17 protein-coding genes are annotated in these 19,556 nt (G+C 58.3%); 16 read left to right on the top strand and 1 reads right to left on the bottom strand.

Going from position 1 to position 19,556, the window contains the following annotated elements:
* The first annotated feature begins 2 nt into the window (after positions 1-2).
* From EAY64_RS14830 to EAY64_RS14765, 14 genes are all read left to right on the top strand, one after another.
* Positions 3-956, top strand: a complete 954-nt coding sequence (locus EAY64_RS14830) for a RodZ domain-containing protein (protein WP_103525517.1) — start codon at positions 3-5, stop codon at positions 954-956.
* A gap of 14 nt (positions 957-970) precedes the next feature.
* Positions 971-2,251 (top strand): flavodoxin-dependent (E)-4-hydroxy-3-methylbut-2-enyl-diphosphate synthase, encoded by a 1,281-nt coding sequence (gene ispG, locus EAY64_RS14825; RefSeq protein ID WP_103525516.1) that lies wholly within the window; start codon positions 971-973, stop codon positions 2,249-2,251.
* Positions 2,252-2,307: 56 nt separating this feature from the next.
* On the top strand, positions 2,308-3,579 hold the full coding sequence (gene hisS, locus EAY64_RS14820) for a histidine--tRNA ligase (protein ID WP_103525515.1): 1,272 nt from the start codon (positions 2,308-2,310) through the stop codon (positions 3,577-3,579).
* Between the two features lie 18 nt (positions 3,580-3,597).
* Positions 3,598-4,227, top strand: coding sequence for a YfgM family protein (locus EAY64_RS14815; protein ID WP_103525514.1), 630 nt, complete (start codon positions 3,598-3,600; stop codon positions 4,225-4,227).
* Positions 4,228-4,230: 3 nt separating this feature from the next.
* Positions 4,231-5,370 (top strand): outer membrane protein assembly factor BamB, encoded by a 1,140-nt coding sequence (gene bamB / locus EAY64_RS14810; protein ID WP_103525513.1) that lies wholly within the window; start codon positions 4,231-4,233, stop codon positions 5,368-5,370.
* 11 nt (positions 5,371-5,381) lie between these two features.
* Positions 5,382-6,794, top strand: a complete 1,413-nt coding sequence (gene der, locus EAY64_RS14805) for a ribosome biogenesis GTPase Der (protein ID WP_059287277.1) — start codon at positions 5,382-5,384, stop codon at positions 6,792-6,794.
* Positions 6,795-6,883: 89 nt separating this feature from the next.
* On the top strand, positions 6,884-7,141 hold the full coding sequence (gene hfq / locus EAY64_RS14800) for an RNA chaperone Hfq (RefSeq protein ID WP_045844760.1): 258 nt from the start codon (positions 6,884-6,886) through the stop codon (positions 7,139-7,141).
* A gap of 141 nt (positions 7,142-7,282) precedes the next feature.
* Positions 7,283-8,413 carry a GTPase HflX gene (hflX, locus tag EAY64_RS14795; protein ID WP_103525512.1) on the top strand — a complete coding sequence of 377 codons (1,131 nt, stop codon included), beginning with the start codon at positions 7,283-7,285 and terminating at the stop codon, positions 8,411-8,413.
* A complete protein-coding gene (gene hflK / locus EAY64_RS14790) occupies positions 8,400-9,602 on the top strand; it encodes an FtsH protease activity modulator HflK (protein ID WP_103525511.1) in 1,203 nt (400 codons plus the stop codon). The genes hflX and hflK overlap by 14 nt, the downstream gene beginning before the upstream one ends.
* A gap of 13 nt (positions 9,603-9,615) precedes the next feature.
* Positions 9,616-10,485 (top strand): protease modulator HflC, encoded by an 870-nt coding sequence (hflC, locus tag EAY64_RS14785; RefSeq protein WP_309545434.1) that lies wholly within the window; start codon positions 9,616-9,618, stop codon positions 10,483-10,485.
* 111 nt (positions 10,486-10,596) lie between these two features.
* The gene (locus EAY64_RS14780; protein ID WP_103525509.1) at positions 10,597-11,748 is read left to right on the top strand and encodes an ATP phosphoribosyltransferase regulatory subunit; all 1,152 of its coding nucleotides are present in this window, start codon (positions 10,597-10,599) and stop codon (positions 11,746-11,748) included.
* Between the two features lie 32 nt (positions 11,749-11,780).
* Positions 11,781-13,076, top strand: coding sequence for an adenylosuccinate synthase (locus tag EAY64_RS14775; RefSeq protein WP_103525508.1), 1,296 nt, complete (start codon positions 11,781-11,783; stop codon positions 13,074-13,076).
* A gap of 146 nt (positions 13,077-13,222) precedes the next feature.
* Positions 13,223-14,275: an oxidoreductase gene (locus EAY64_RS14770; RefSeq protein ID WP_103525507.1), complete on the top strand. Its 1,053-nt coding sequence runs from the start codon at positions 13,223-13,225 to the stop codon at positions 14,273-14,275.
* The gene (locus EAY64_RS14765; protein ID WP_103525506.1) at positions 14,272-14,763 is read left to right on the top strand and encodes a heme-degrading domain-containing protein; all 492 of its coding nucleotides are present in this window, start codon (positions 14,272-14,274) and stop codon (positions 14,761-14,763) included. Before EAY64_RS14770 ends, EAY64_RS14765 begins: the two co-directional genes overlap by 4 nt.
* Positions 14,764-14,773: 10 nt before the next feature.
* Here the strand turns inward: EAY64_RS14765 and EAY64_RS14760 are convergent, their stop codons facing one another.
* A complete protein-coding gene (locus tag EAY64_RS14760; RefSeq protein ID WP_226034210.1) occupies positions 14,774-15,925 on the bottom strand; it encodes a cytochrome-c peroxidase in 1,152 nt (383 codons plus the stop codon).
* Positions 15,926-16,230: 305 nt separating this feature from the next.
* On the opposite strand from EAY64_RS14760, the gene acpA reads away from it, so the two are divergent.
* The gene (gene acpA / locus EAY64_RS14755) at positions 16,231-17,847 is read left to right on the top strand and encodes an acid phosphatase (protein WP_103525504.1); all 1,617 of its coding nucleotides are present in this window, start codon (positions 16,231-16,233) and stop codon (positions 17,845-17,847) included.
* A gap of 172 nt (positions 17,848-18,019) precedes the next feature.
* The gene (locus EAY64_RS14750; RefSeq protein ID WP_226034211.1) at positions 18,020-19,435 is read left to right on the top strand and encodes a DHA2 family efflux MFS transporter permease subunit; all 1,416 of its coding nucleotides are present in this window, start codon (positions 18,020-18,022) and stop codon (positions 19,433-19,435) included.
* Positions 19,436-19,556 lie beyond the last annotated feature (121 nt).

Below are 19,556 nucleotides of genomic sequence, written 5' to 3'. Positions count from 1 at the left end.
AGATGGAACAGGAAGCGAATGGCCAGTCGACCAGACTGGGTGTTGGCGCAGCGCTGAAAGCAGCGCGCGAACAAGCCGGCATGAGTCTGGGTGAAGTGGCCGAACGGCTGAAACTGTCTGTCCGGCAACTGGATGCCATCGAAAAAGATGATTTCCAGCAATTGCCGGGTGCAACGTTCGTACGTGGTTTTGTCAGAAACTATGCCCGTTTTCTCAAGGTGGATGCCGAACCCTTGATGGCGCAGCTGGAAGAGCATTTCCCTTCTGCCGTCAATGACGTGGTCAATCTGGTGAAGCATGACCCGTCCAGCGAGCCGGCCAGCATGGCGGAAACCCTGGCCCGTGTGTCGTCCCCGGCGGGTGGTACCGGCAAGGCCGGCAAATGGTTGCTACTGCTGTTGCTGGTGGCGGCGGTCGCTGGCGGAGCCTTATGGCTCGCTGGCCGGCAGGATGGTTCTGCGCCGGCCCCCGCCCAGACATTGCAACCGATGCTGACACAGCAGGCCGCCTCAGCACCTGCCGCATCAGCACCGGCATCGGTACTGGCTCCGGCGGCAGCCTCGGCTGCAGTGGTGGCTGAACCGGCCACCACACCGGCGGTTGCCAGTCAGCCCTCTGCTCAGCCGGCTGCCAAAGTCTCTCCGGCCGTGACGGCCAGTGCAGCCGCGGCTCTGGGCGCCAGCAAAGCGCCTGCCAGTGCGGCGGCCGCCGATGGCGCCACCGGGCATATTCAGCTGAATGCACAACAGGCTGCTTGGGTTTCGGTGATTGATGGCACCGGCAAGAAACTGCAGTACGGCACACTGGAGGCAGGCAGCAGCAAGGAATTGACCGGCACGCCGCCTTTCCAGCTGAAAATCGGCAATGCCGCCCAGGTACAGCTCAGCTTTAACGGACAGCCCGTCGCCCTGACGGACAAGATCCGTGGCACTACCGCCAAAATTGAACTCAAGTAGATGCGGATTTTTGCATGAATAGCGTGAATATCGCGCGACGTCCCACCCGCCAGGTCAGGGTGGGACATGTCATGGTGGGGTCGGATGCGCCGGTTGTGGTGCAGTCCATGACCAATACCGACACGGCAGATGCCATCGCCACTGTTGAACAGGTTTACCAGTTGTCCCAGGCCGGCTCCGAGCTGGTACGCATTACCGTGAACTCGCCGGAAGCTGCGGCACGGGTGGCGGAAATTCGCCAACGGCTGGATGACATGGGTTGCAATGTGCCTCTGGTGGGCGACTTCCACTTCAATGGCGAGCGCCTGCTGAAAGACTATCCGGACTGCGCCCGCGCACTGGCCAAATACCGGATCAACCCGGGCAATGTCGGCAAGGGTGCCAAGGGCGACGACAAGTTTGCCTTCATGATCCGCACCGCGGCCGAACTGGACAAGCCGGTACGCATTGGCGTCAACTGGGGCAGCCTGGATCAGGTACTGTTGGCGCGCATGCTGGACGCCAACAACAGCAAGCCGCAGCCCTTGCCGTTGGAACTGGTGATGCGCGAGGCGCTGATCGTCTCGGCGCTGGAGTCCGCAGACAAGGCGATGGAACTGGGCCTGCCCGCTGACAACATCCTGCTGTCGTGCAAGGTCAGCAATGTGCAGGACCTGATCACCGTTTACCGCGATCTGGGCAGCCGTTGCGATTTCCCGCTGCATCTGGGCCTGACCGAGGCCGGCATGGGCAGCAAGGGCATTGTGGCTTCGTCTGCCGCCCTGGCCATCCTGCTGCAAGAAGGCATTGGCGACACCATCCGCATTTCGCTGACCCCGCAACCGGGCGAAGCGCGCACCCGTGAAGTCATCGTGGCGCAGGAACTGCTGCAAACCATGGGTTTGCGCAGCTTTACCCCGCTGGTGACGGCCTGTCCCGGCTGTGGGCGCACCACCAGCACCTTCTTCCAAGAACTGGCCGACCAGATACAGAGCTATCTGCGCGAGCAGATGCCGATCTGGCGCTTGCAGTACCCCGGTGTGGAAGACATGAAGGTGGCGGTGATGGGCTGCGTGGTCAATGGCCCGGGCGAAAGCAAGCTGGCCGATATCGGCATCTCCCTGCCTGGCACCGGTGAAGTGCCGGTGGCGCCGGTGTATGTGGATGGCCAGAAGGGCGTAACGCTGAAGGGCGACAATATCGCAGGCGAATTCAAGGCGCTGGTCGACGATTATGTGCAGACTCGCTACGGCGAAGGTAGCAGCAAGCGTCGTGAAAGCAGCAGCCGCATCATTCCGATTCAGCCGCAACGCTGAGCGGACCGGCTGGCTCCGGTGACAAGATCAATCGAATAGCAAAAAGAACTGAATAAATGGCGCAAAAATTGCAGGCAATCAAGGGCATGAATGATGTGCTGCCCGCCGAATCCTACCAATGGGAATATTTTGAAGGTGTGCTGCGCAAGCTGCTCGCCGACTATGGCTATCAGAACATCCGCACCCCCATCGTAGAAACTACCCCGCTGTTTGTGCGCGCCATCGGCGAAGTGACCGACGTGGTCGAGAAGGAAATGTATACCTTCATCGACAGCCTCAACGGCGACAGCCTGACGCTGCGTCCGGAAGGCACCGCCGGCACCCTGCGCGCGGTGGTTGAACACACCCTGCTGTACAACACCACGCAAAAGCTGTGGTACATGGGCCCGATGTTCCGCCACGAAAAGCCGCAAAAAGGCCGCTACCGCCAGTTCCACCAGATGGGTATCGAGGCACTGGGCTTTGCCGGCCCGGATATCGACGCCGAAATCATCGCCATGACCGCCGACCTGTGGCAGCGCCTGGGTCTGAGCCAGTATGTGCGTCTGGAAATCAACTCGCTGGGCAATGCCGAAGAGCGCGCAGCCCATCGTGAGGCGCTGATTGCTTACCTGGAAGGCTTTGTCGACATTCTGGACGAAGACGGCAAGCGCCGGCTGTACACCAATCCGCTGCGCGTGCTGGATACCAAGAACCCGGCCTTGCAAGAGATGGCAGACCAGGCACCGCGCCTGTCGGATTATCTGGGCGAGCAGTCGCGTGCCCACTATGAAGGCTGGAAGACCATGATCGCCAGTCTGGGCATAGACTTCGTGGAAAATCCGCGACTGGTACGCGGGCTGGATTATTACAACCAGTCGGTATTCGAGTGGGTCACCACCGAACTGGGTGCGCAGGGCACGGTGTGTGCCGGCGGCCGCTACGATGGCCTGATCGAGCAACTGGGTGGCAAGCCGGCACCCGGCATCGGTTTTGGCATGGGCCTGGAACGTGTACTGCTGCTGTTGCAGGACAAGGGCCTGTTGCCGGCGGCCCGCAGCGTCGATGTCTACATCGTGCAGCAGGGCGCCGGTGCGGCCATGTATGCCATGAAGCTGGCACAGCAACTGCGCACGGCCGGCCTGTCGGTCATCCAGCATCTGGGTGAGGGCAGTTTCAAGTCGCAAATGAAAAAGGCCGATGGCAGCGGTGCGGAGTTTGCCGTCATCATCGGTGAAAACGAAATGGCTGCCGGTCAGGCCGTCGTCAAACCGATGCGTGCCGATGCAGCACAGCAGACGGTGGCGCTGGACCAGGTAGCTTCGACCATTGCCGCAATCAAGGCTTGATATAAGGGGGGGTGCGCCATGGCGTACGACTTGCAGGAACAGGAACAGATCGACTCCATGAAGGCCTTCTGGCAACAGTGGGGCAAGCTCATCAGCGGTGCAGTAGTGGCCATCAGTGTGGCTTATCTGGGTTACAAGGCTTTCGGCTATTACCAGAACGCACAAGCCAGCAAGGCCGCCGTGGTGTTTGCTGATGTCGAGCAGGCAGCCCAGAGCCAGGATCTGGCCAAGGTGAAAAGCTCGGCCGGCTTGCTGCAGTCGGATTATTCTTCCACAGCCTACGCTGCAGATGCTGCCTTGCTGGCTGCCAAGGTGGCGTTCGAAAAGAATGATCTGGCCACTGCCCAGGCACAGCTGTCCTGGGTGGTGCAAAACGTGAAGGACGAATCCATGGTGGCCGTCGCTCATTTGCGTCTGGCTACCATCGAGCTGGACCAAAAGCGTTATGATGCAGCGATTGCCGAACTGGGCCAGGCGCATCCCAGCGCATTTGATGCGCTGTTCCTGGATCAAAAGGGTGATGTGCATGCAGCCAAGGGCGACAAGGCCGCGGCACGTGATGCTTATAAGGCCGCCCTGGCCAAGCTGGTAGGCGAATCGCCCAACCGCCAGTTCATACAGACCAAACTCGACGCACTGGGAGGTTAATTGATGCGCCGCCAACTGCTGGTTACTGCTGTTCTTTCCTCGTTCTTGCTGGCCGGCTGCGCCAGCTGGTTTGAAAGTTCTTCCGCTGCTAAACCCACACCGCTGGCGGCCATCAAGCCCATCCAGGCCTTGAATGTGAAATGGACGCTGTCGCAAGCAGCCTCCGACAGCGGTTTTACCCCGGTTTACGCCAATGGCAACGTCGTGTCGGCTGATCCCTCCGGGCATCTTCGCACCGTTGATGCACTGTCCGGCCGCGTCAGCGCCGATGTCGCGCTCAAGCGCGAGCTGTCATCCGGCGTGGCTGTAGCCGGCGATACCGTTGTGCTGGGAACGCAAAGCGGCACGCTGCTGGCCGTGGATCGCAGCAGCGGCAAGACGCTGTGGGAACAATCGCTCACCAGCGTGATGCTGGAAGCACCGCAAATCGCTGCGGGCATGGTGGTGGTGCGCAGCAATGATGGCCGCCTGACCGGCTTCAGCCTGGCCGATGGCAAGCAGCAATGGTCGATTGCCCATGCCCTGCCGCAACTGCTGGTACGCAATACCGGCTCGATGCAGGCAGTAGGCAACGAAGCCGTCATGGTGGGTCTGCCAGGTGGCAAGCTGGACATCATCAGCCCGGCCAACGGCAACACGCTGTGGGAAGGGGTGGTCGCCAACCCGCGTGGTGCCACCGAACTGGAACGCATCACCGACATCACCAGCCGTCCGGTCTACGACGGCGGGCAAGTCTGCAGCGTCGCCTATCAGGGGCGCGTCGCCTGCTTCGATGCCAAGAGCGGCAGCCTGATGTGGGCACGCGAACAGTCCTCCAGCCGCGGTGTGGCGCTGGATGCCAGCAAATTGTATGTGACTGCGGAAGACGGCTCGGTCTGGGCCTATGACCGCAGTACCGGTCGCAGCCTGTGGAAGACCGATGCCCTGAAATTCCGCAATGTATCCGGCCCCGCCATGCTCGGACGTTTTGTCCTGGTGATCGATGGTGAAGGCTATGGCCACCTGCTGTCCAATGAGAGCGGCAGTCTGGTGGGCCGTGTGAAACTTGGCAGCGAAGGCGCAACCGCCCAGCCCATCTCCCTGGGTGCATCTGCCCTGGTGCAGGGGCAAAATGGTCGCCTGTCGCTGCTGTCTATTGAGTAAAAGCTGTAACCATGAAACCTACCGTAGCGCTGGTCGGCCGCCCCAATGTGGGCAAGTCGACCCTTTTCAACCGGCTGACCCGCAGCCGTGACGCCCTGGTCGCCGACCAGCCTGGCCTGACCCGCGACCGCCATTACGGCCATGGTCGAGTGGGAGGCAAACCGTATCTGGTGGTCGACACCGGCGGCTTTGAGCCGGTAGTGGATGAAGGCATTCTGTTCGAAATGGCCAAGCAGACCCTGCAGGCCGTGGATGAAGCCGATGCCGTGGTATTCCTGGTGGATGGCCGTACCGGCATCACGCCCCAGGACAAGATCATTGCCAATCGCCTGCGCCAGATCGACCGTCCGGTCTTCCTGGTGGTCAACAAGGCCGAAGGCATCAGTCACGCCATCGCCAGCGCGGAATTCCACGAACTGGCCCTGGGCCAGCCGCTGGTGATTTCCGCTGCGCATGGAGATGGTGTGCGCGAGCTGATGGAAATGGTGCTGGAAGACTTCCCCGACGAAGTGGAAGAAGAAGCCCGTTACCATCCCAAATTCGCCGTGATCGGCCGCCCCAATGTCGGCAAGTCGACGCTGGTCAATGCCATTCTCGGTGAAGAGCGCGTCATCGCCTTTGACCAGGCCGGTACCACGCGTGACAGCATCTATATTGATTTCGAGCGGGATGACCATACCTATACCATCATCGATACCGCCGGTGTGCGGCGTCGTGGCAAGGTCAGCGAAGCCATCGAAAAGTTTTCCATCATCAAGACCATGAAGGCCATCGAAGATGCCAACGTGGCGGTGCTGGTACTGGATGCGCAGCTGGACATCTCCGAGCAGGATGCCACCATCGCCGGTTTCGCGCTGGAAGCAGGTCGCGCCTTGGTGGTGGCGGTGAACAAGTGGGACAACCTGGACTTCGAGAAAAAGGAAACCGTGAAGCGGGAAATTGCCCGCAAGATCAGCTTCCTCGATTTTGCCAAGTTCCATTACATCTCGGCCATCGAAGGCCGTGGTGTGACCGACCTGTTCAAATCCATCGATGAAGCCTATCAGGCAGCCATGGTCAAGCTGGCTACGCCCAAGCTGACGCGGGTACTGAATGTTGCAGTGGAACGTCAGGCACCGCCGCGCTCGGGTCTGATGCGCCCCAAGATGCGTTATGCTCACCAGGGCGGCATGAATCCACCTATCATCGTGATTCATGGCAATGCGCTGGATGCGATCCCGGCCAGTTACACGCGTTATCTGGAACATACCTTCCGCAAGGTGTTCAAACTGCAGGGCACGCCGCTGCGTGTGCAGTACAAAACCTCGGAAAACCCCTTCGATACTGAAGAATCCAAGGAAAAGTCCCGGGCCAAACCGAAGCCGATGTCCAAGCTGCGTGGACGCGAGAAGGAAGTACGCTGGGGCAAGAGTGGTAAAAAATAGTAGGCTGGGTTTTTTTCTGCTAAAAATAAGCATACCAGCCGGGCTTTAAAGATTATTTAATACAACAATCAACGATTCGGAGAAAACGAATGAGCTCTAAAGGGCAAATGTTACAAGACCCGTTCCTGAATATTCTGCGTAAGGAACATGTGCCGGTATCCATTTATCTGGTGAACGGTATCAAGCTGCAGGGTCAGGTTGAGTCTTTTGACCAATACGTAGTGCTGTTGAAGAACACGGTTACCCAGATGGTGTACAAGCATGCCATCTCTACCGTTGTTCCGGCCCGTCCGGTTAACATCCCGCACGAACATCCGGGTCAGAAGCAGGATCAGCAAGACGCCTGATCAGGCTGATCGCTGCATCCTCGCGGGCCGCCAGGCTGTGTCTTGCTGACACGGCTTGTCGGCCTTTTTTCATGCATGATTCTGTCGCGTATGCTTGCAGCTGCCATGACGACGGAATCCTCATCTACGGTTGTCTATACAGTGTTTGATCGTCCCGATATTGGAGACCAGGCAGTGCTGGTCTGTCTGGATTTTGGTGATCCCGACCATCAGGAAAATGTGGCCGAGTGTGTCGAACTGGTTGGCTCCGCCAACGTGACTGTCACCGGCATTGTTCAGGGCAAGCGTCAGCGACCCGACGCTGCCTTGTTTGCCGGCAAGGGCAAGGTGGAAGAAGTCGGCCTGATGGTGCGGGCAACCGGTGCCAATGTGGTGATCTTCAATCACCAGCTGTCGCCAGGGCAGGAACGTAATCTGGAACGTGCCTTGCAATGCCGGGTGATCGATCGCACCAGCCTGATTCTGGACATCTTTGCCCAGCGCGCCCGCAGTCACGAAGGCAAATTGCAGGTAGAACTGGCGCAGCTGTCGCATATCGCCACCCGCTTGGTGCGTGGCTGGACGCACCTTGAGCGGCAAAAGGGTGGTATCGGCCTGCGTGGCCCTGGTGAAAGCCAGTTGGAAACCGACCGCCGACTGCTGGGTAATCGGGTCAAGGCACTCAAAGAGCGGCTGGCCCAGGTACAAAAACAGCGCAATACCCAGCGCCGCGGCCGCCAGCGCACCGGTATCGCATCGGTATCGATTGTCGGCTATACCAATGCCGGCAAGTCAACGCTGTTTAACGCACTGACCAAGGCCCGCAGTTATGCGGCCGACCAGCTGTTCGCCACACTGGATACCACCAGTCGCAAGTTGTTTCTCAATACTGAAACCTCGATCATCGTTTCAGACACTGTCGGTTTCATTCGCGATTTGCCGCATACCCTGGTGGCTGCTTTCCGTGCCACACTCGAAGAAACCATTCAGGCCGATTTGCTATTGCATGTGGTGGACTCCTCCAATCCGCTACGCGATGTCCAGATAGATGAAGTCAACAAGGTGCTGGCAGAAATCGGCGCCGATGGTGTGCCGCAACTGATCGTATGGAACAAGACCGATTTGCGGCAGCTCCCGGCAAGCATCGAGCGTGACCAGGAGCAGCTCGCACAGGCGGTTCGCCTCTCCGCGCTCACCGGTGAAGGGCTGGAACTCTTGCGGACAGTACTTGCCGAACGTTTGCAGTCACCTGATAACCAACACGAAGAACAAGACGAATATGTCGCAGAATGATCCAAATCGGGGACGTCAGGGCAGTGACGGTCCGCCGGACCTTGACGAAATTTTCCGTAATCTCAATCAGCGCCTGGCCCGTCTGCTGGGCGCCAAGCCATCGGGCGAACAGCCCAGCCCCGAACCACGCGCCGCCTTCAAGGGTGGTGCCATCGCCGTTGTCGGCGTGTTGGCCGCACTATGGCTGGGTAGCGGTTTTTATGTGGTGGACGCCAAGGAGCAGGGCGTGGTGTTACGCATGGGCAGTTTCAGCCGCGTGACCGATCCCGGCTTGCAGTGGCATGCACCTTACCCTTTTGAAAAGGTGGAAATCGTCAACCTGACCGAGCTGCGTAGCGTGGAAGTGGGCTATCGCAGCAATGCCAAGAACAAGGTGCCGGAAGAATCGCTGATGCTGACTGCCGATCAGAACATCATCGATGTGCAATTGTCGGTGCAGTACGACGTGAAGGACCCCAAGGCCTTCCTGTTCAATAATGCCGCAGCCGATCGCAATGCCAACGACATCGTGAAGCAGGCAACCGAAACCGCCATCCGTGAAGTGGTTGGCCGCAACAAGGTGGATTTCGTCCTCAATGAAGGCCGCGCGCAGATCGCCGCCGAGTCGCAAAAAGTCATTCAGGACATTCTGGACCGTTACGCACTGGGTGTGCGCATTGCCAAGGTCAATATCAATGCCGTGCAGCCGCCCGAGCAGGTCCTGGCTGCCTTCGACGACGCCGTAAAGGCGGGGCAGGACAAGGACAAGCTGCGCAACGAGGGCCTGGCTTATGCCAACGATGTGGTGCCCAAGGCCAAGGGCATGGCCGCGCGTCTTGAGCAGGAGTCAGAAGCCTATCAGCAAAAAGTGGTGTCGCAAGCGGAAGGGGATGCCTCCCGTTTCAAGCAAGTGTTGTCTGAATACAACAAGGCTCCCAAGGTCATGCGTGACCGCCTCTACCTGGACATGATGCAACAAGTAATGAGTGCCACCAGCAAGGTCATTGTCGACCAGAAAAACGGCAACAGCCTGCTATACCTGCCGCTGGACAAGCTGACCCAGGCGGCAAGTGCTGCTACGCCTGCCAGCGCAGCACCGGCAGCCACTGCACCTGCTCCCGCTGCTGCTCCGGTAACGCCACCGGCTCGGAGCAACAAGAGTGGCCGGGATTTCGGCCGTAGCCGCGACATTCTGGGTGGGGAGCACTGAAATGCAAAAAATCATGCCAATCCTGCTCGCGGTGCTGGGCATTCTGTTTGTCGCCAGCCTGTCGCTGTTTACCGTTGACCAGCGCCAATACGCCATGGTCTTCCAGTTTGGCGAAGTCGAGCGGGTGATCAAACAGCCGGGTATCCAGTTCAAGATTCCACTGCTGCAGAATGTGCGCTATTTCGATAGCCGGGTTCTGACCATCGATGCCGAAGCACCGGAGCTGTTCAATACGCGCGAGAAGAAAAACGTGCTGGTGGATAGCTATGTAAAATGGCGTATTGTCGATGTCGAACAGTTCTACAAGAGCGTGGGATCCGAGAATGCCGCTGTCGCTCGTCTCAAGCAGACCATCAACGATGGATTGCGCGCCGAGTTCGGTCAGAAGACCGTGGCTGATGTCATTTCCGGCAAACGCGACCAGGTGATGGAGACGGTTCGCAAGCGCGCAGACGCAGATGCGCGTAAAATAGGCGTGGAAATTCTCGACGTACGCTTAAAACGTGTCGATTTTCCGGATAAAATAAGCAGCTCCGTCTATGACCGCATGCAGTCGGAACGCCGTACCGTCGCCAGCCAGTTGCGTAGCGAAGGTGCTGCCGATGCCGAGCGCATCCGTGCCGAAGCGGAGAAGCAGCGCGATGTGCTGTTGGCTGATGCCTATAACAAGGCGCAGCAACGGAAGGGCGAGGGCGATGCCAAGGCCGCCGCAATTTACGCGGAAGCTTATGGCCGCAGTCCGGAGTTCTATGCCTTCTGGCGCAGCATGGATGCCTACAAAGAGTCGTTCAAGAACAAGAGCGACGTGATGGTGCTGGACCCCAACAGCGAGTTCTTCAAGTATTTCAAGAACCCGCAAGCGGCGGCCAGCAAGGGCAGGTAAGCACTGCCTGGCAATTACAATCAGTTTTCATGACTGGCCGGACACCCCGGCCAGTTTGCCGTAAACAGGGCGGGGTGATGAATCCCGCCTTTTATTTGTCGAAACCGGAATATGCGTAACTGGCTGTTACCCGAATACATTGCAGACATCCTGCCGGCTACCGCCCGCCAGGTGGAGTCTGCCAAGGCAGCGATGCTGGAACAATTCCGCTGTGCAGGCTATGAACTGGTCCTGCCGCCGCTGATCGAATACGTCGATTCGCTTATCGCCGAAGGTGATACCGCGCTGGACCTGAAAACCTTCAAGCTGGACGACCAGCTGTCTGGTCACCAACTGGGTCTGCGTGCCGATATCACCCCGCAGGTAGCACGTATCGATGCTCACCTGCTGGGCCATCGTACCGGCGTGACCCGTCTGTGCTATGCCGGCAGTGTGGTGCATACCCGCCCCAATGGCTTGATGAGCTCGCGCCAGCCGATGCAGGTTGGCGCCGAGTTGTACGGCTATGCCGGTATCGAAGCCGATATCGAAATCATCGAACTGATGCTGTCCACGCTGGATCAGGTCAAGGTGCCGCAGTTGCGACTGGACGTTGGCCATACCGCCATCTTCCGAGGACTGGCTACGGCGGCCGGCCTGTCGCCACAGGCTACGCGCGAACTGTTTGCCGTGCTGCAAAACAAGGACGCGGCCAGCATCGCCGAACAGGTAGCCGGTCTGGCCGAGCCTTACCGCAGTGCCTTCCTTGCCCTGCCCGAGCTGTACGGTCCGGCATCGGTGCTGGAAAAAGCCCGCACCCGCCTGCCCTCGCTGCCGGAAGTCGAGCTGGCTCTGATGCAATTGACAGCTATCGCCCGTGCCTTCGAAGGACGAGTCGCAATTAGTTTTGACCTGTCCGAGCTGCGTGGTACGCACTATCACACCGGCCTGATCTTTGCCGCCTATGCGCCTGGCTGGGCTGTGGAGCTGGCCCGTGGTGGTCGCTATGACAATGTTGGCCGTCGTTTTGGCCGTGCCCGTCCGGCGACCGGCTTCAGCCTGGATCTGCGCGATCTGATCCAGATCCTGCCGGAACGTGGCAGCGCCATGGGTGTACGTGTTGCCAATCGCCACCTGCCGGCGGCCCAGGGCGAGGTCGAGCGCCTGCGCGCTGCAGGCGAGGTAGTGATTATTGATTATCTGGGGGAATCAGCCGAGGCCATCGGCTGCAACCGTGAACTGATTCCGGCCGCTGACGGCTGGCAGATCGTCCCCTTTAACTGATTTTTAGTTTGACTGAAGAAGAGGTTTTTCCAATGTCCAAGAATGTTGTCGTGATCGGTACCCAATGGGGTGATGAAGGCAAGGGCAAGATCGTTGACTGGCTGACCGACCACGCACGTGCTGTGGTGCGTTTCCAGGGTGGTCACAATGCGGGCCATACCCTGGTGGTAAATGGCAAGAAAACCGTATTGCGCCTGATTCCGTCCGGCATCCTGCGCGAAGGTGTCGAGTGCTTTATCGGTAACGGCGTGGTGCTGTCTCCGGAGGCCCTGTTCAAGGAAATCGACGAACTGGAAGCCGCCGGTGTGAATGCTTCGGCCCGCCTGAAGATTGCCGAAGGCTGCCCGCTGATCCTGCCTTATCACGTTGCTCTGGACCAGGCACGCGAGGCCTCTTTGGGCGCTGGCAAGATCGGTACTACCGGTCGCGGCATCGGCCCTTGCTATGAAGACAAGGTAGCGCGTCGCGCACTGAAGGTGATTGACCTGTTCAATCCGGAACGCTTTGCCAGCAAGCTGAAGGAAAATGTTGATTACTACAATTTCCTGCTGACCAATCTGCTGAAGGCCGAACCGGTAAGCTACGAAGCCATCCTGGCGGATACCATGAAGCTGGCCGAGCGCATCAAGCCGATGGTGGCCGACGTGTCGCGCACCCTGTACGACATGGACAAGGCCGGTATCCCCATCCTGTTTGAAGGAGCCCAAGGCACCCTGCTGGATATCGACCACGGTACTTACCCCTTTGTGACTTCGTCCAACTGTGTGGCTGGCGCTGCTGCGCCGGGTGCCGGTGTTCCGCCGCAAATGCTCAGCTATGTACTGGGTATCGTGAAGGGCTACTGCACCCGCGTCGGTTCCGGCCCCTTCCCGAGTGAGCAGGAAAACGAGATTGGCGCCTTCCTGGCCAAGCGTGGTAACGAATTCGGTTCGGTTACCGGTCGTCCGCGTCGCTGTGGCTGGTTCGATGCCGCCGCGCTCAAGCGTTCCATCCAGATCAACGGCGTGTCCGGTCTGTGTGTGATGAAGCTGGACGTCATGGATGGCCTGGAAGAGATCAAGCTGTGCGTGGGCTACAAGCTGGATGGCAAGGAAGTCGACATCCTGCCGTTTGGTTCCGATGCAGTGACCAAGTGCGAACCGGTATATGAAACCATGCCGGGCTGGACCGACTCCACTGTTGGTGCCAAGCGCTGGGAAGACTTGCCGGCTAACGCTCAGGCTTACCTGAAGCGTATCGAGGAAGTCTGCGGGGCCCCGATCGATATCGTGTCCACCGGTCCGGATCGCGAAGAAACCATCGTATTGCGTCATCCTTACGGCCTGTAAGCCTGGCATGACCCGTAAAACCCACCCTTCGCGGTGGGTTTTTTTATGGCTGCAATTCGGTATGATAGCGCTAACATCACTGTTTCTTTCCTTCCTATCAATCGCAGTTATCCGCTTTTCTGCAGATAGCACAGCCAGGATGATGCATGCCCACTCCTTTGAATGTCGTGCTGGTCGGCTATGGTTATGCCGGTAAAACCTTTCATGCCCCGTTGATTGCCGCCTGCCCGGATTTGCAGCTTTACGGCGTGGTCAGCAGCAAGGCGGACGTGCTCAGCGCAGATTGGCCAGCGCTACGGCAGTGGTCGACACTGCAACAGGCCCTGCAAGATGCGGCGGTCGATCTGGTGGTGATCGCCACTCCGAATGATCTGCATTTTTCCCAAGCCGAAGCAGCTTTGCTGGCAGGCAAGCATGTGGTGGTGGACAAACCCTTTACCCTTACCCTGACACAAGCCCGGCAGCTGGATGAGCTAGCCGGTCGGTTGGGACTGTTGCTGTCGGTATTCCATAACCGGCGCTGGGATGCCGACTTCCTCACTGTACAAGGCTTGCTGGCAAGTGCCCGGTTGGGGAAGATCAGCCAGTTTGTCTCGCACTTTGACCGCTATCGGCCAGAAGTACGTCAGCGCTGGCGCGAACAGGGTGGAGCCGGCAGTGGTTTGTGGTATGACCTGGGGCCGCATGTGCTGGACCAGGCCTTGCAGCTGTTTGGTCAGCCGCTGGCTGTATCTGCCTATCTGGCCCAGCAACGACCAGCAGCGCAAGCGACGGATTATTTCCATGTGCAGCTGCGTTATGCGGAAATGCATGTGGTCTTGCATGGCTCCTGCCTGGTCAGTGGCGGTATTCCCCGCTTTGCCGTGCACGGTGATCTGGCCAGTTACACCAAGTACGGGCTCGACACACAGGAGGCTGACCTCAAGCTGGGCAAAGCGGCGGGTGGGGCCGGCTGGGGTGTCGACCCCTTGCCGGGCCAGCTTTTCCTGTCGGCAGCAAGCGGGACTCAGACGGAAAGCCTGCCCAATCTGCCCGGTGACTATCGCACATATTATCGCCAGCTGGCGGCGGCCATTCGTGGCGAAGCGGACAATCCGGTCACTGCTCGGCAGGCGGCCAGTGTCATGGACTGGCTGGAGCGTGCTGAATACAGTGCGGCACAGGGCAGGGACGTGAGCGCGCAGGAGATATTGCCATGAGCGTGGAAGACGATTTGCAAATCATCGCCGAGCAGGAAGCACGGTTGGCGTTCAGCCAGTTTGATTCGGATACCGTATGGGAGCTTGGCTGTCGCTTGCGTGAAGCCGCTCGCCAGCGCGGCGCGGCACTAGCCATTGTCATTACCGTTAACCAGGTGCGTCGTTTCCAGCTGCTGATGGCCGGGGCCAGTGCCAACAACGAGGACTGGGCCCGCCGCAAGCATAATGTGGTGCAGAAATTTGAACGCAGTTCGCTGGCTATCGGTTTGGATTGCCAACGCCAACAAACCAATCTGCAGGAAAAAAACGGCTTGTCCCTGGCCGAGCATGCGACGCATGGCGGTGGTTTCCCCTTGCGGTTGCAAGGCGTGGGTTGCATTGGCTCCATCGTGGTATCCGGCCTGCCGCAACGACAGGATCACCAGTTGGTAGTCGATGTGCTGGCCAGCATGCTGGCTATCGATGATTTGCCAGCACTGGATGGCTAGCTTTTGCGCTTCATCTGCTGGCGGGTAGCACATCCGCATCAGTCAGCGTTTGCAGAAAAGCCAACATGGCATCTATATCACGGGCATTGAATGCTGCCCGTGAGCCTGCCTTCCCACCAAAAGGTGCTTCCTGATTGATATTGCCGTGATAAGGGCTGGGCAGGTCATTGAAGCGCTGGCCTGTTTTTCCATGTCCATACCATTTGGCGGGATCGCTATCGCGGCTGGCGTAAAACTCCAGCACCTGGCGTAAATCATGGAATACGCCATTGTGGAAAAACACCTTGCGACTGGCGACATTGCGTAGCGAAGGCGTACGGAACAGCCCGCAATACGCGTCACGTTGCATGTCCTGCCGCAGTGGCCCGCACAGGCCCATGTCAAAATAAGCAGGATCACGGTTGACTGCCAATGCCTTATTGCGTGGCACGCCCAGTGCGATCAGTCCGAAATCACTAAAGGCCGGAAAGGAGCCATCTGGCTGCCGCTGGCTGAGATGACAGGCAGCACAATTGCCCTTGGTCGGATCGTTAAAGACCTGCAAGCCACGTAATTCCAGCTTGCTCAGTGTGGCCTGTCCGCGCAGCCAGGCATCGTATTTGCTGCTATAGGGATAAAACTCGGCCGGACTTTGCTGGAACACCTCTAGCGCCAGTACCAGTTTTCTGAATGCGGCCTGCTTGTCCTGAAAAATATCTCGGCCAAACAAGGCGGCAAATGCGCTGGCACTCGGGCTGGCCTGCAGTTGCGCAATCACCTGCTCCGGGCTGCGATTGGCCATTTCATTGGCGGACAGCAAGGGCAGGCTGGCCTGCTCATGCAGGCTGGCGGCGCGACCATCCCAGGTAAAACCGCCCGTAGGCCCGGCATCTTCGCTGTCATTGCCGTCGTTATCGCGGAAATGTTCGCTGAATGGCGGTACGTTTTGCAGATAGCGCAAGGAGGGCACGGCGCGGTTACCCTGCTGTTGGCCATCCACACCACCGAACTGGGCTGGCTTGCCATCTGCTGGGCCATAAGCGTGAGCCGGGCTGTGGCAACTGGCGCAGGATTGTTTGCCGGAGGCCGAGAGCGCGGGTTCATGAAATAATTGCCGCCCCAATGCTTCCAGTTGTTTCGCCGGTAGTGGATGGCTGTCTGCATAAAGGGCAGGCGTTGCCATCGTGTTGGCTGCCACAGGCGCTGCTGCCTGATGGCAAGCCGTCAACAGTAAGAGCAAACTCAGCCACGGCAGGATTATGCGCAAAGCTGGCGGGTGGGGAGGGCAAGACGGCATGATCGAGAACTGTCAGGTTGAATCGGCAGCAGCATACGCCAGTTTTATCTCCCCTTGATGACGCAAGGGCAGGTCTTAGGAGCAGGGCGGCGCCACCTTGCTTGTACCCGGGTTTGGCCGTCTAATTCGTCCATCATACGCGTGCAACACGATGCCGGCACAATCACCTGAACCCGCACAAGGACACTCTCATGCACAACTGCAAACCCGCTTTGCTTTCCCTGGCGCTGACGGCAGCTCTTGCCGGCTGTGCCAGCAATATGCCGCAGGCTCCGGTCACCAGCGGTTCGCTGGATGTCATTCAGAATGTTGTGGTTATTTTCGCTGAAAACCGTGCTTTCGATAATTTGTATGGCCTGTATCCGGGTGCCAACGGTATCCCGGGCGTCAATCCTGCCGCGCGTGGCAGCTATGTTCCACAGAAGGATTTTGATGGCTCGGTTTTGCCGGTATTGCCGCCAACCTGGAATGGCCTGACTGCTGCCGGCCAGCGTGTCACCCTCAGCCAGGCACAAACCATGGGCTGGCCCAACAAACCATTCCGTATTGATGATCCGGCAGGGGTAAACGGCAGCGGCGTGCAGGTCGGGCAGGATGTGGTAACCCGCGATCTGGTGCATCGCTTTTATAATAACCAGATGCAGATCAATGGCGGCAAGAATGACAAGTTTGCGGCTTATTCGGATGCGGGTGGCCTGAGCATGGGCTACTACGATGGCAGCAAGATGGCATTGTGGCAGCTGGCACGCCAGTACACGCTGGCAGATAACTTCTTCATGGGGGCGTTTGGCGGCTCTTTCCTGAATCACCAGTATCTGATCTGTGCCTGTGCGCCAAGCTATCCCAATGCCGATGCGGCAGACTCCCCGGCCAAGGATTCGATTTCTGCCATCGATACTGATGCCAAAGGACAGTTCCTGCGTCTGACACCTGCTACTGGTGCCAAGGCTTCGGTGCTGGATGGCAAGCCGACCTACAAGAACGACAGCAATCTGACGCCCAAGGACAGTCAGGGCATGTTCTATGCAGTCAACACCATGCAGCCCCTGTATCAGCCAAGTGGTAATGCACCGGGAGCCAAGGGGCCGAGCCAGTATGCCGATACCACCAAAGCCACCACGCTGCCAGCACAGACTGCCGTCACTATTGGTGATCGCCTGACAGCCAAGGGCATCAGCTGGGCCTGGTATGCTGGCGGTTGGAATGCTTCGCTGGCTCAGCGTAGCAATATCTACAACGGTGGACAGCCTAATTTCCAGGCCCATCACCAGCCTTTCAACTACTACGCCGCCTTTGATCCGCTTACGCAGCAAGCTTATCGTCAAGCGCACCTGAAGGATTTCGATGCTGAATTCTTGCGCGATGCTCAGGCCGGCAGGCTGCCTGCCGTGGCTTTCTACAAGCCTCAGGGCAATCTGAACCAGCATGCTGGCTATGCCAGCGTGGCGGATGGTGACGAGCACATTGCCCAGCTGATTACCAAGCTGCAACAGAGCCCGCAATGGAAGAACATGCTGATCGTGGTCACCTACGATGAAAATGGCGGTATTTATGACCATGCCCCGGTCCCCAAGGGGGATCGCTGGGGGCCGGGCAGCCGCATTCCTGCCATTATCATTTCGCCCTATGCCCGCAAAGGCTTTGTCGACCATACCCAATATGACACGGCATCCATCCTGCGTTTCATCAGCCGCCGTTTCGATTTGCCAGCGCTGCCAGGTGTTATCGAGCGCGATACTGCCTTGCAGGCCAATGGCGAAGCCGTCATGGGGGACTTGAGCAATGCGCTGGAGCTGGCTGCACATTAAGCCTTGCTTCAGTATGTGCTGAATAGCGTATGCAGAATAATAAAGGCAGCCCGTGGGCTGCCTTTTCTTGCTGTCCATTTTCACAACTGCTAACACTTCTTCTTCACATCCGTTCTGACAGCATGGGTCAAGCTGCTAGACTGAACGACACCTTCCTTCGCAGACTGATGCTATGCAGTTCAAACTGGCCAGCGGCATGCTGACGCCGCTCATTATTGCCACCGCCCTGTTCATGGAAAACATGGACGCTACCGTGATCGCTACCTCCTTGCCGGCCATTGCCCGCGATTTGCTGGTCGATCCTGTGGCCCTCAAGCTGGCATTGACATCTTATCTGGTCAGTCTGGCGGTATTCATTCCGGTTAGCGGCTGGATGGCCGACCGTTTTGGTGCCAGACGGATATTCCGCTCAGCCATTGCTGTTTTCGTTTTAGGTTCGGTACTGTGTGGTTTTAGTGGATCACTGGCAGGGTTTGTACTGGCACGCTTCATTCAGGGTATGGGCGGCGCGATGATGGTGCCAGTGGGACGGCTGGTCATTCTGCGCACTACTCGCAAGGAGGAGCTGGTCAAAGCCTTGAGCTATCTCACCATTCCGGCCTTGCTCGGCCCGGTGATCGGGCCGCCGCTGGGTGGTTTCATCACGACCTACTTCCACTGGCGCTGGATTTTCTTCATCAACATTCCGATTGGGATTCTCGGCATGGTGTTGGCGGGGCGTTATATCGAGAACCTGAAAGAAGAGCATTTGCCACCGCTGGACAAGACTGGCTTCGCCCTGACCGGTATCGGCTTATCGATGTTGATGCTGGGCCTGGCCACGGAAGGCAAGCACATGTTGTCATTGGAACTATCGCTGGCGGTCAGCTTGTTCGGCGCAGTGTTGCTGTTGGCCTATCTGTGGCATTACCGGCGTGTGGCTGATCCATTGCTGGACCTGTCCTTGTTACGCTTGCCGACATTTCACGCCAGTGTAATGGGGGGCTTTCTCATCCGGATGGGCGTCGGTGCCACGCCATTCTTGCTACCACTGATGTTGCAGCTTGGTTTTGGCTATACGCCATTCGAATCCGGCATGCTGACCTGCTCCACTGCTATTGGGGCTATCTTCATGAAAACCATTGTGGCCAAAGTACTGGAGCGCTTTGGTTTCAAGAAGGTTCTGAGCTGGAACGCCTTGCTGGTGGGGCTGTCGATGGCGGTATACGGTCTGTTCCGGGTGGACACCCCTCATGTGTTGATGCTGGTGGTGTTTGTGCTGGGTGGATTTTTCCGCTCCCTGCAATTTACCAGTCTGAATGCCATTGCTTTTGCCGATGTGGAACAAAGCCGCATGAGTCATGCCACCAGCTTGTCCAGTGTGGCGCAACAGTTGGCTGCTGGTTTTGGGGTGACCGTTGCGGCAATGACGCTACAGGTGGTCACTACCTTGCAGGGACATCAAGCCTTGCTCGGCAGTGACTTTGCCTGGTCATTCTTGGTGATGGGCTTGCTGACTTCGTGCTCGGTGTTTTTCTTCCTGGCTCTGGATGCGAGGTCTGGTGCTGCATTGGCAGGGGCATCAACAGACAGACCCGACGTGCGCTGACAGCAAGGGAGAGCAGTCAGCTACAACTCAAGTTGAGCTGCAATGAAAAAAAGCCGTTGATCTGAGATCAACGGCTTTTTTAATTGGTGCCCAAGAGAAGACTCGAACTTCCACACCCTTG

It is taken from the genome of Aquitalea palustris (assembly GCF_003693445.1).
In the GTDB taxonomy this organism is placed as follows: domain Bacteria; phylum Pseudomonadota; class Gammaproteobacteria; order Burkholderiales; family Chromobacteriaceae; genus Aquitalea; species Aquitalea palustris.
Note: the sequence above shows the minus strand (reverse complement) of the source record. Positions and strands in the feature narration are given on the sequence as shown.

What these genes read in the sequence shown, in the direction of transcription:
- ispG (WP_103525516.1), top strand. Translation starts at nt 971, where the DNA reads ATGAATAGCGTGAATATCGCGCGACGTCCCACCCGCCAGGTCAGGGTG.
- EAY64_RS14750 (WP_226034211.1), top strand. Translation starts at nt 18,020, where the DNA reads ATGCAGTTCAAACTGGCCAGCGGCATGCTGACGCCGCTCATTATTGCC.
- der (WP_059287277.1), top strand. Translation starts at nt 5,382, where the DNA reads ATGAAACCTACCGTAGCGCTGGTCGGCCGCCCCAATGTGGGCAAGTCG.
- EAY64_RS14815 (WP_103525514.1), top strand. Translation starts at nt 3,598, where the DNA reads ATGGCGTACGACTTGCAGGAACAGGAACAGATCGACTCCATGAAGGCC.
- bamB (WP_103525513.1), top strand. Translation starts at nt 4,231, where the DNA reads ATGCGCCGCCAACTGCTGGTTACTGCTGTTCTTTCCTCGTTCTTGCTG.
- hisS (WP_103525515.1), top strand. Translation starts at nt 2,308, where the DNA reads ATGGCGCAAAAATTGCAGGCAATCAAGGGCATGAATGATGTGCTGCCC.
- EAY64_RS14780 (WP_103525509.1), top strand. Translation starts at nt 10,597, where the DNA reads ATGCGTAACTGGCTGTTACCCGAATACATTGCAGACATCCTGCCGGCT.
- EAY64_RS14775 (WP_103525508.1), top strand. Translation starts at nt 11,781, where the DNA reads ATGTCCAAGAATGTTGTCGTGATCGGTACCCAATGGGGTGATGAAGGC.
- EAY64_RS14760 (WP_226034210.1), bottom strand. Translation starts at nt 15,925, where the DNA reads ATGGCAACGCCTGCCCTTTATGCAGACAGCCATCCACTACCGGCGAAA.
- EAY64_RS14765 (WP_103525506.1), top strand. Translation starts at nt 14,272, where the DNA reads ATGAGCGTGGAAGACGATTTGCAAATCATCGCCGAGCAGGAAGCACGG.
- EAY64_RS14770 (WP_103525507.1), top strand. Translation starts at nt 13,223, where the DNA reads ATGCCCACTCCTTTGAATGTCGTGCTGGTCGGCTATGGTTATGCCGGT.
- hflC (WP_309545434.1), top strand. Translation starts at nt 9,616, where the DNA reads ATGCCAATCCTGCTCGCGGTGCTGGGCATTCTGTTTGTCGCCAGCCTG.
- acpA (WP_103525504.1), top strand. Translation starts at nt 16,231, where the DNA reads ATGCACAACTGCAAACCCGCTTTGCTTTCCCTGGCGCTGACGGCAGCT.
- hflK (WP_103525511.1), top strand. Translation starts at nt 8,400, where the DNA reads ATGTCGCAGAATGATCCAAATCGGGGACGTCAGGGCAGTGACGGTCCG.
- hfq (WP_045844760.1), top strand. Translation starts at nt 6,884, where the DNA reads ATGAGCTCTAAAGGGCAAATGTTACAAGACCCGTTCCTGAATATTCTG.
- EAY64_RS14830 (WP_103525517.1), top strand. Translation starts at nt 3, where the DNA reads ATGGAACAGGAAGCGAATGGCCAGTCGACCAGACTGGGTGTTGGCGCA.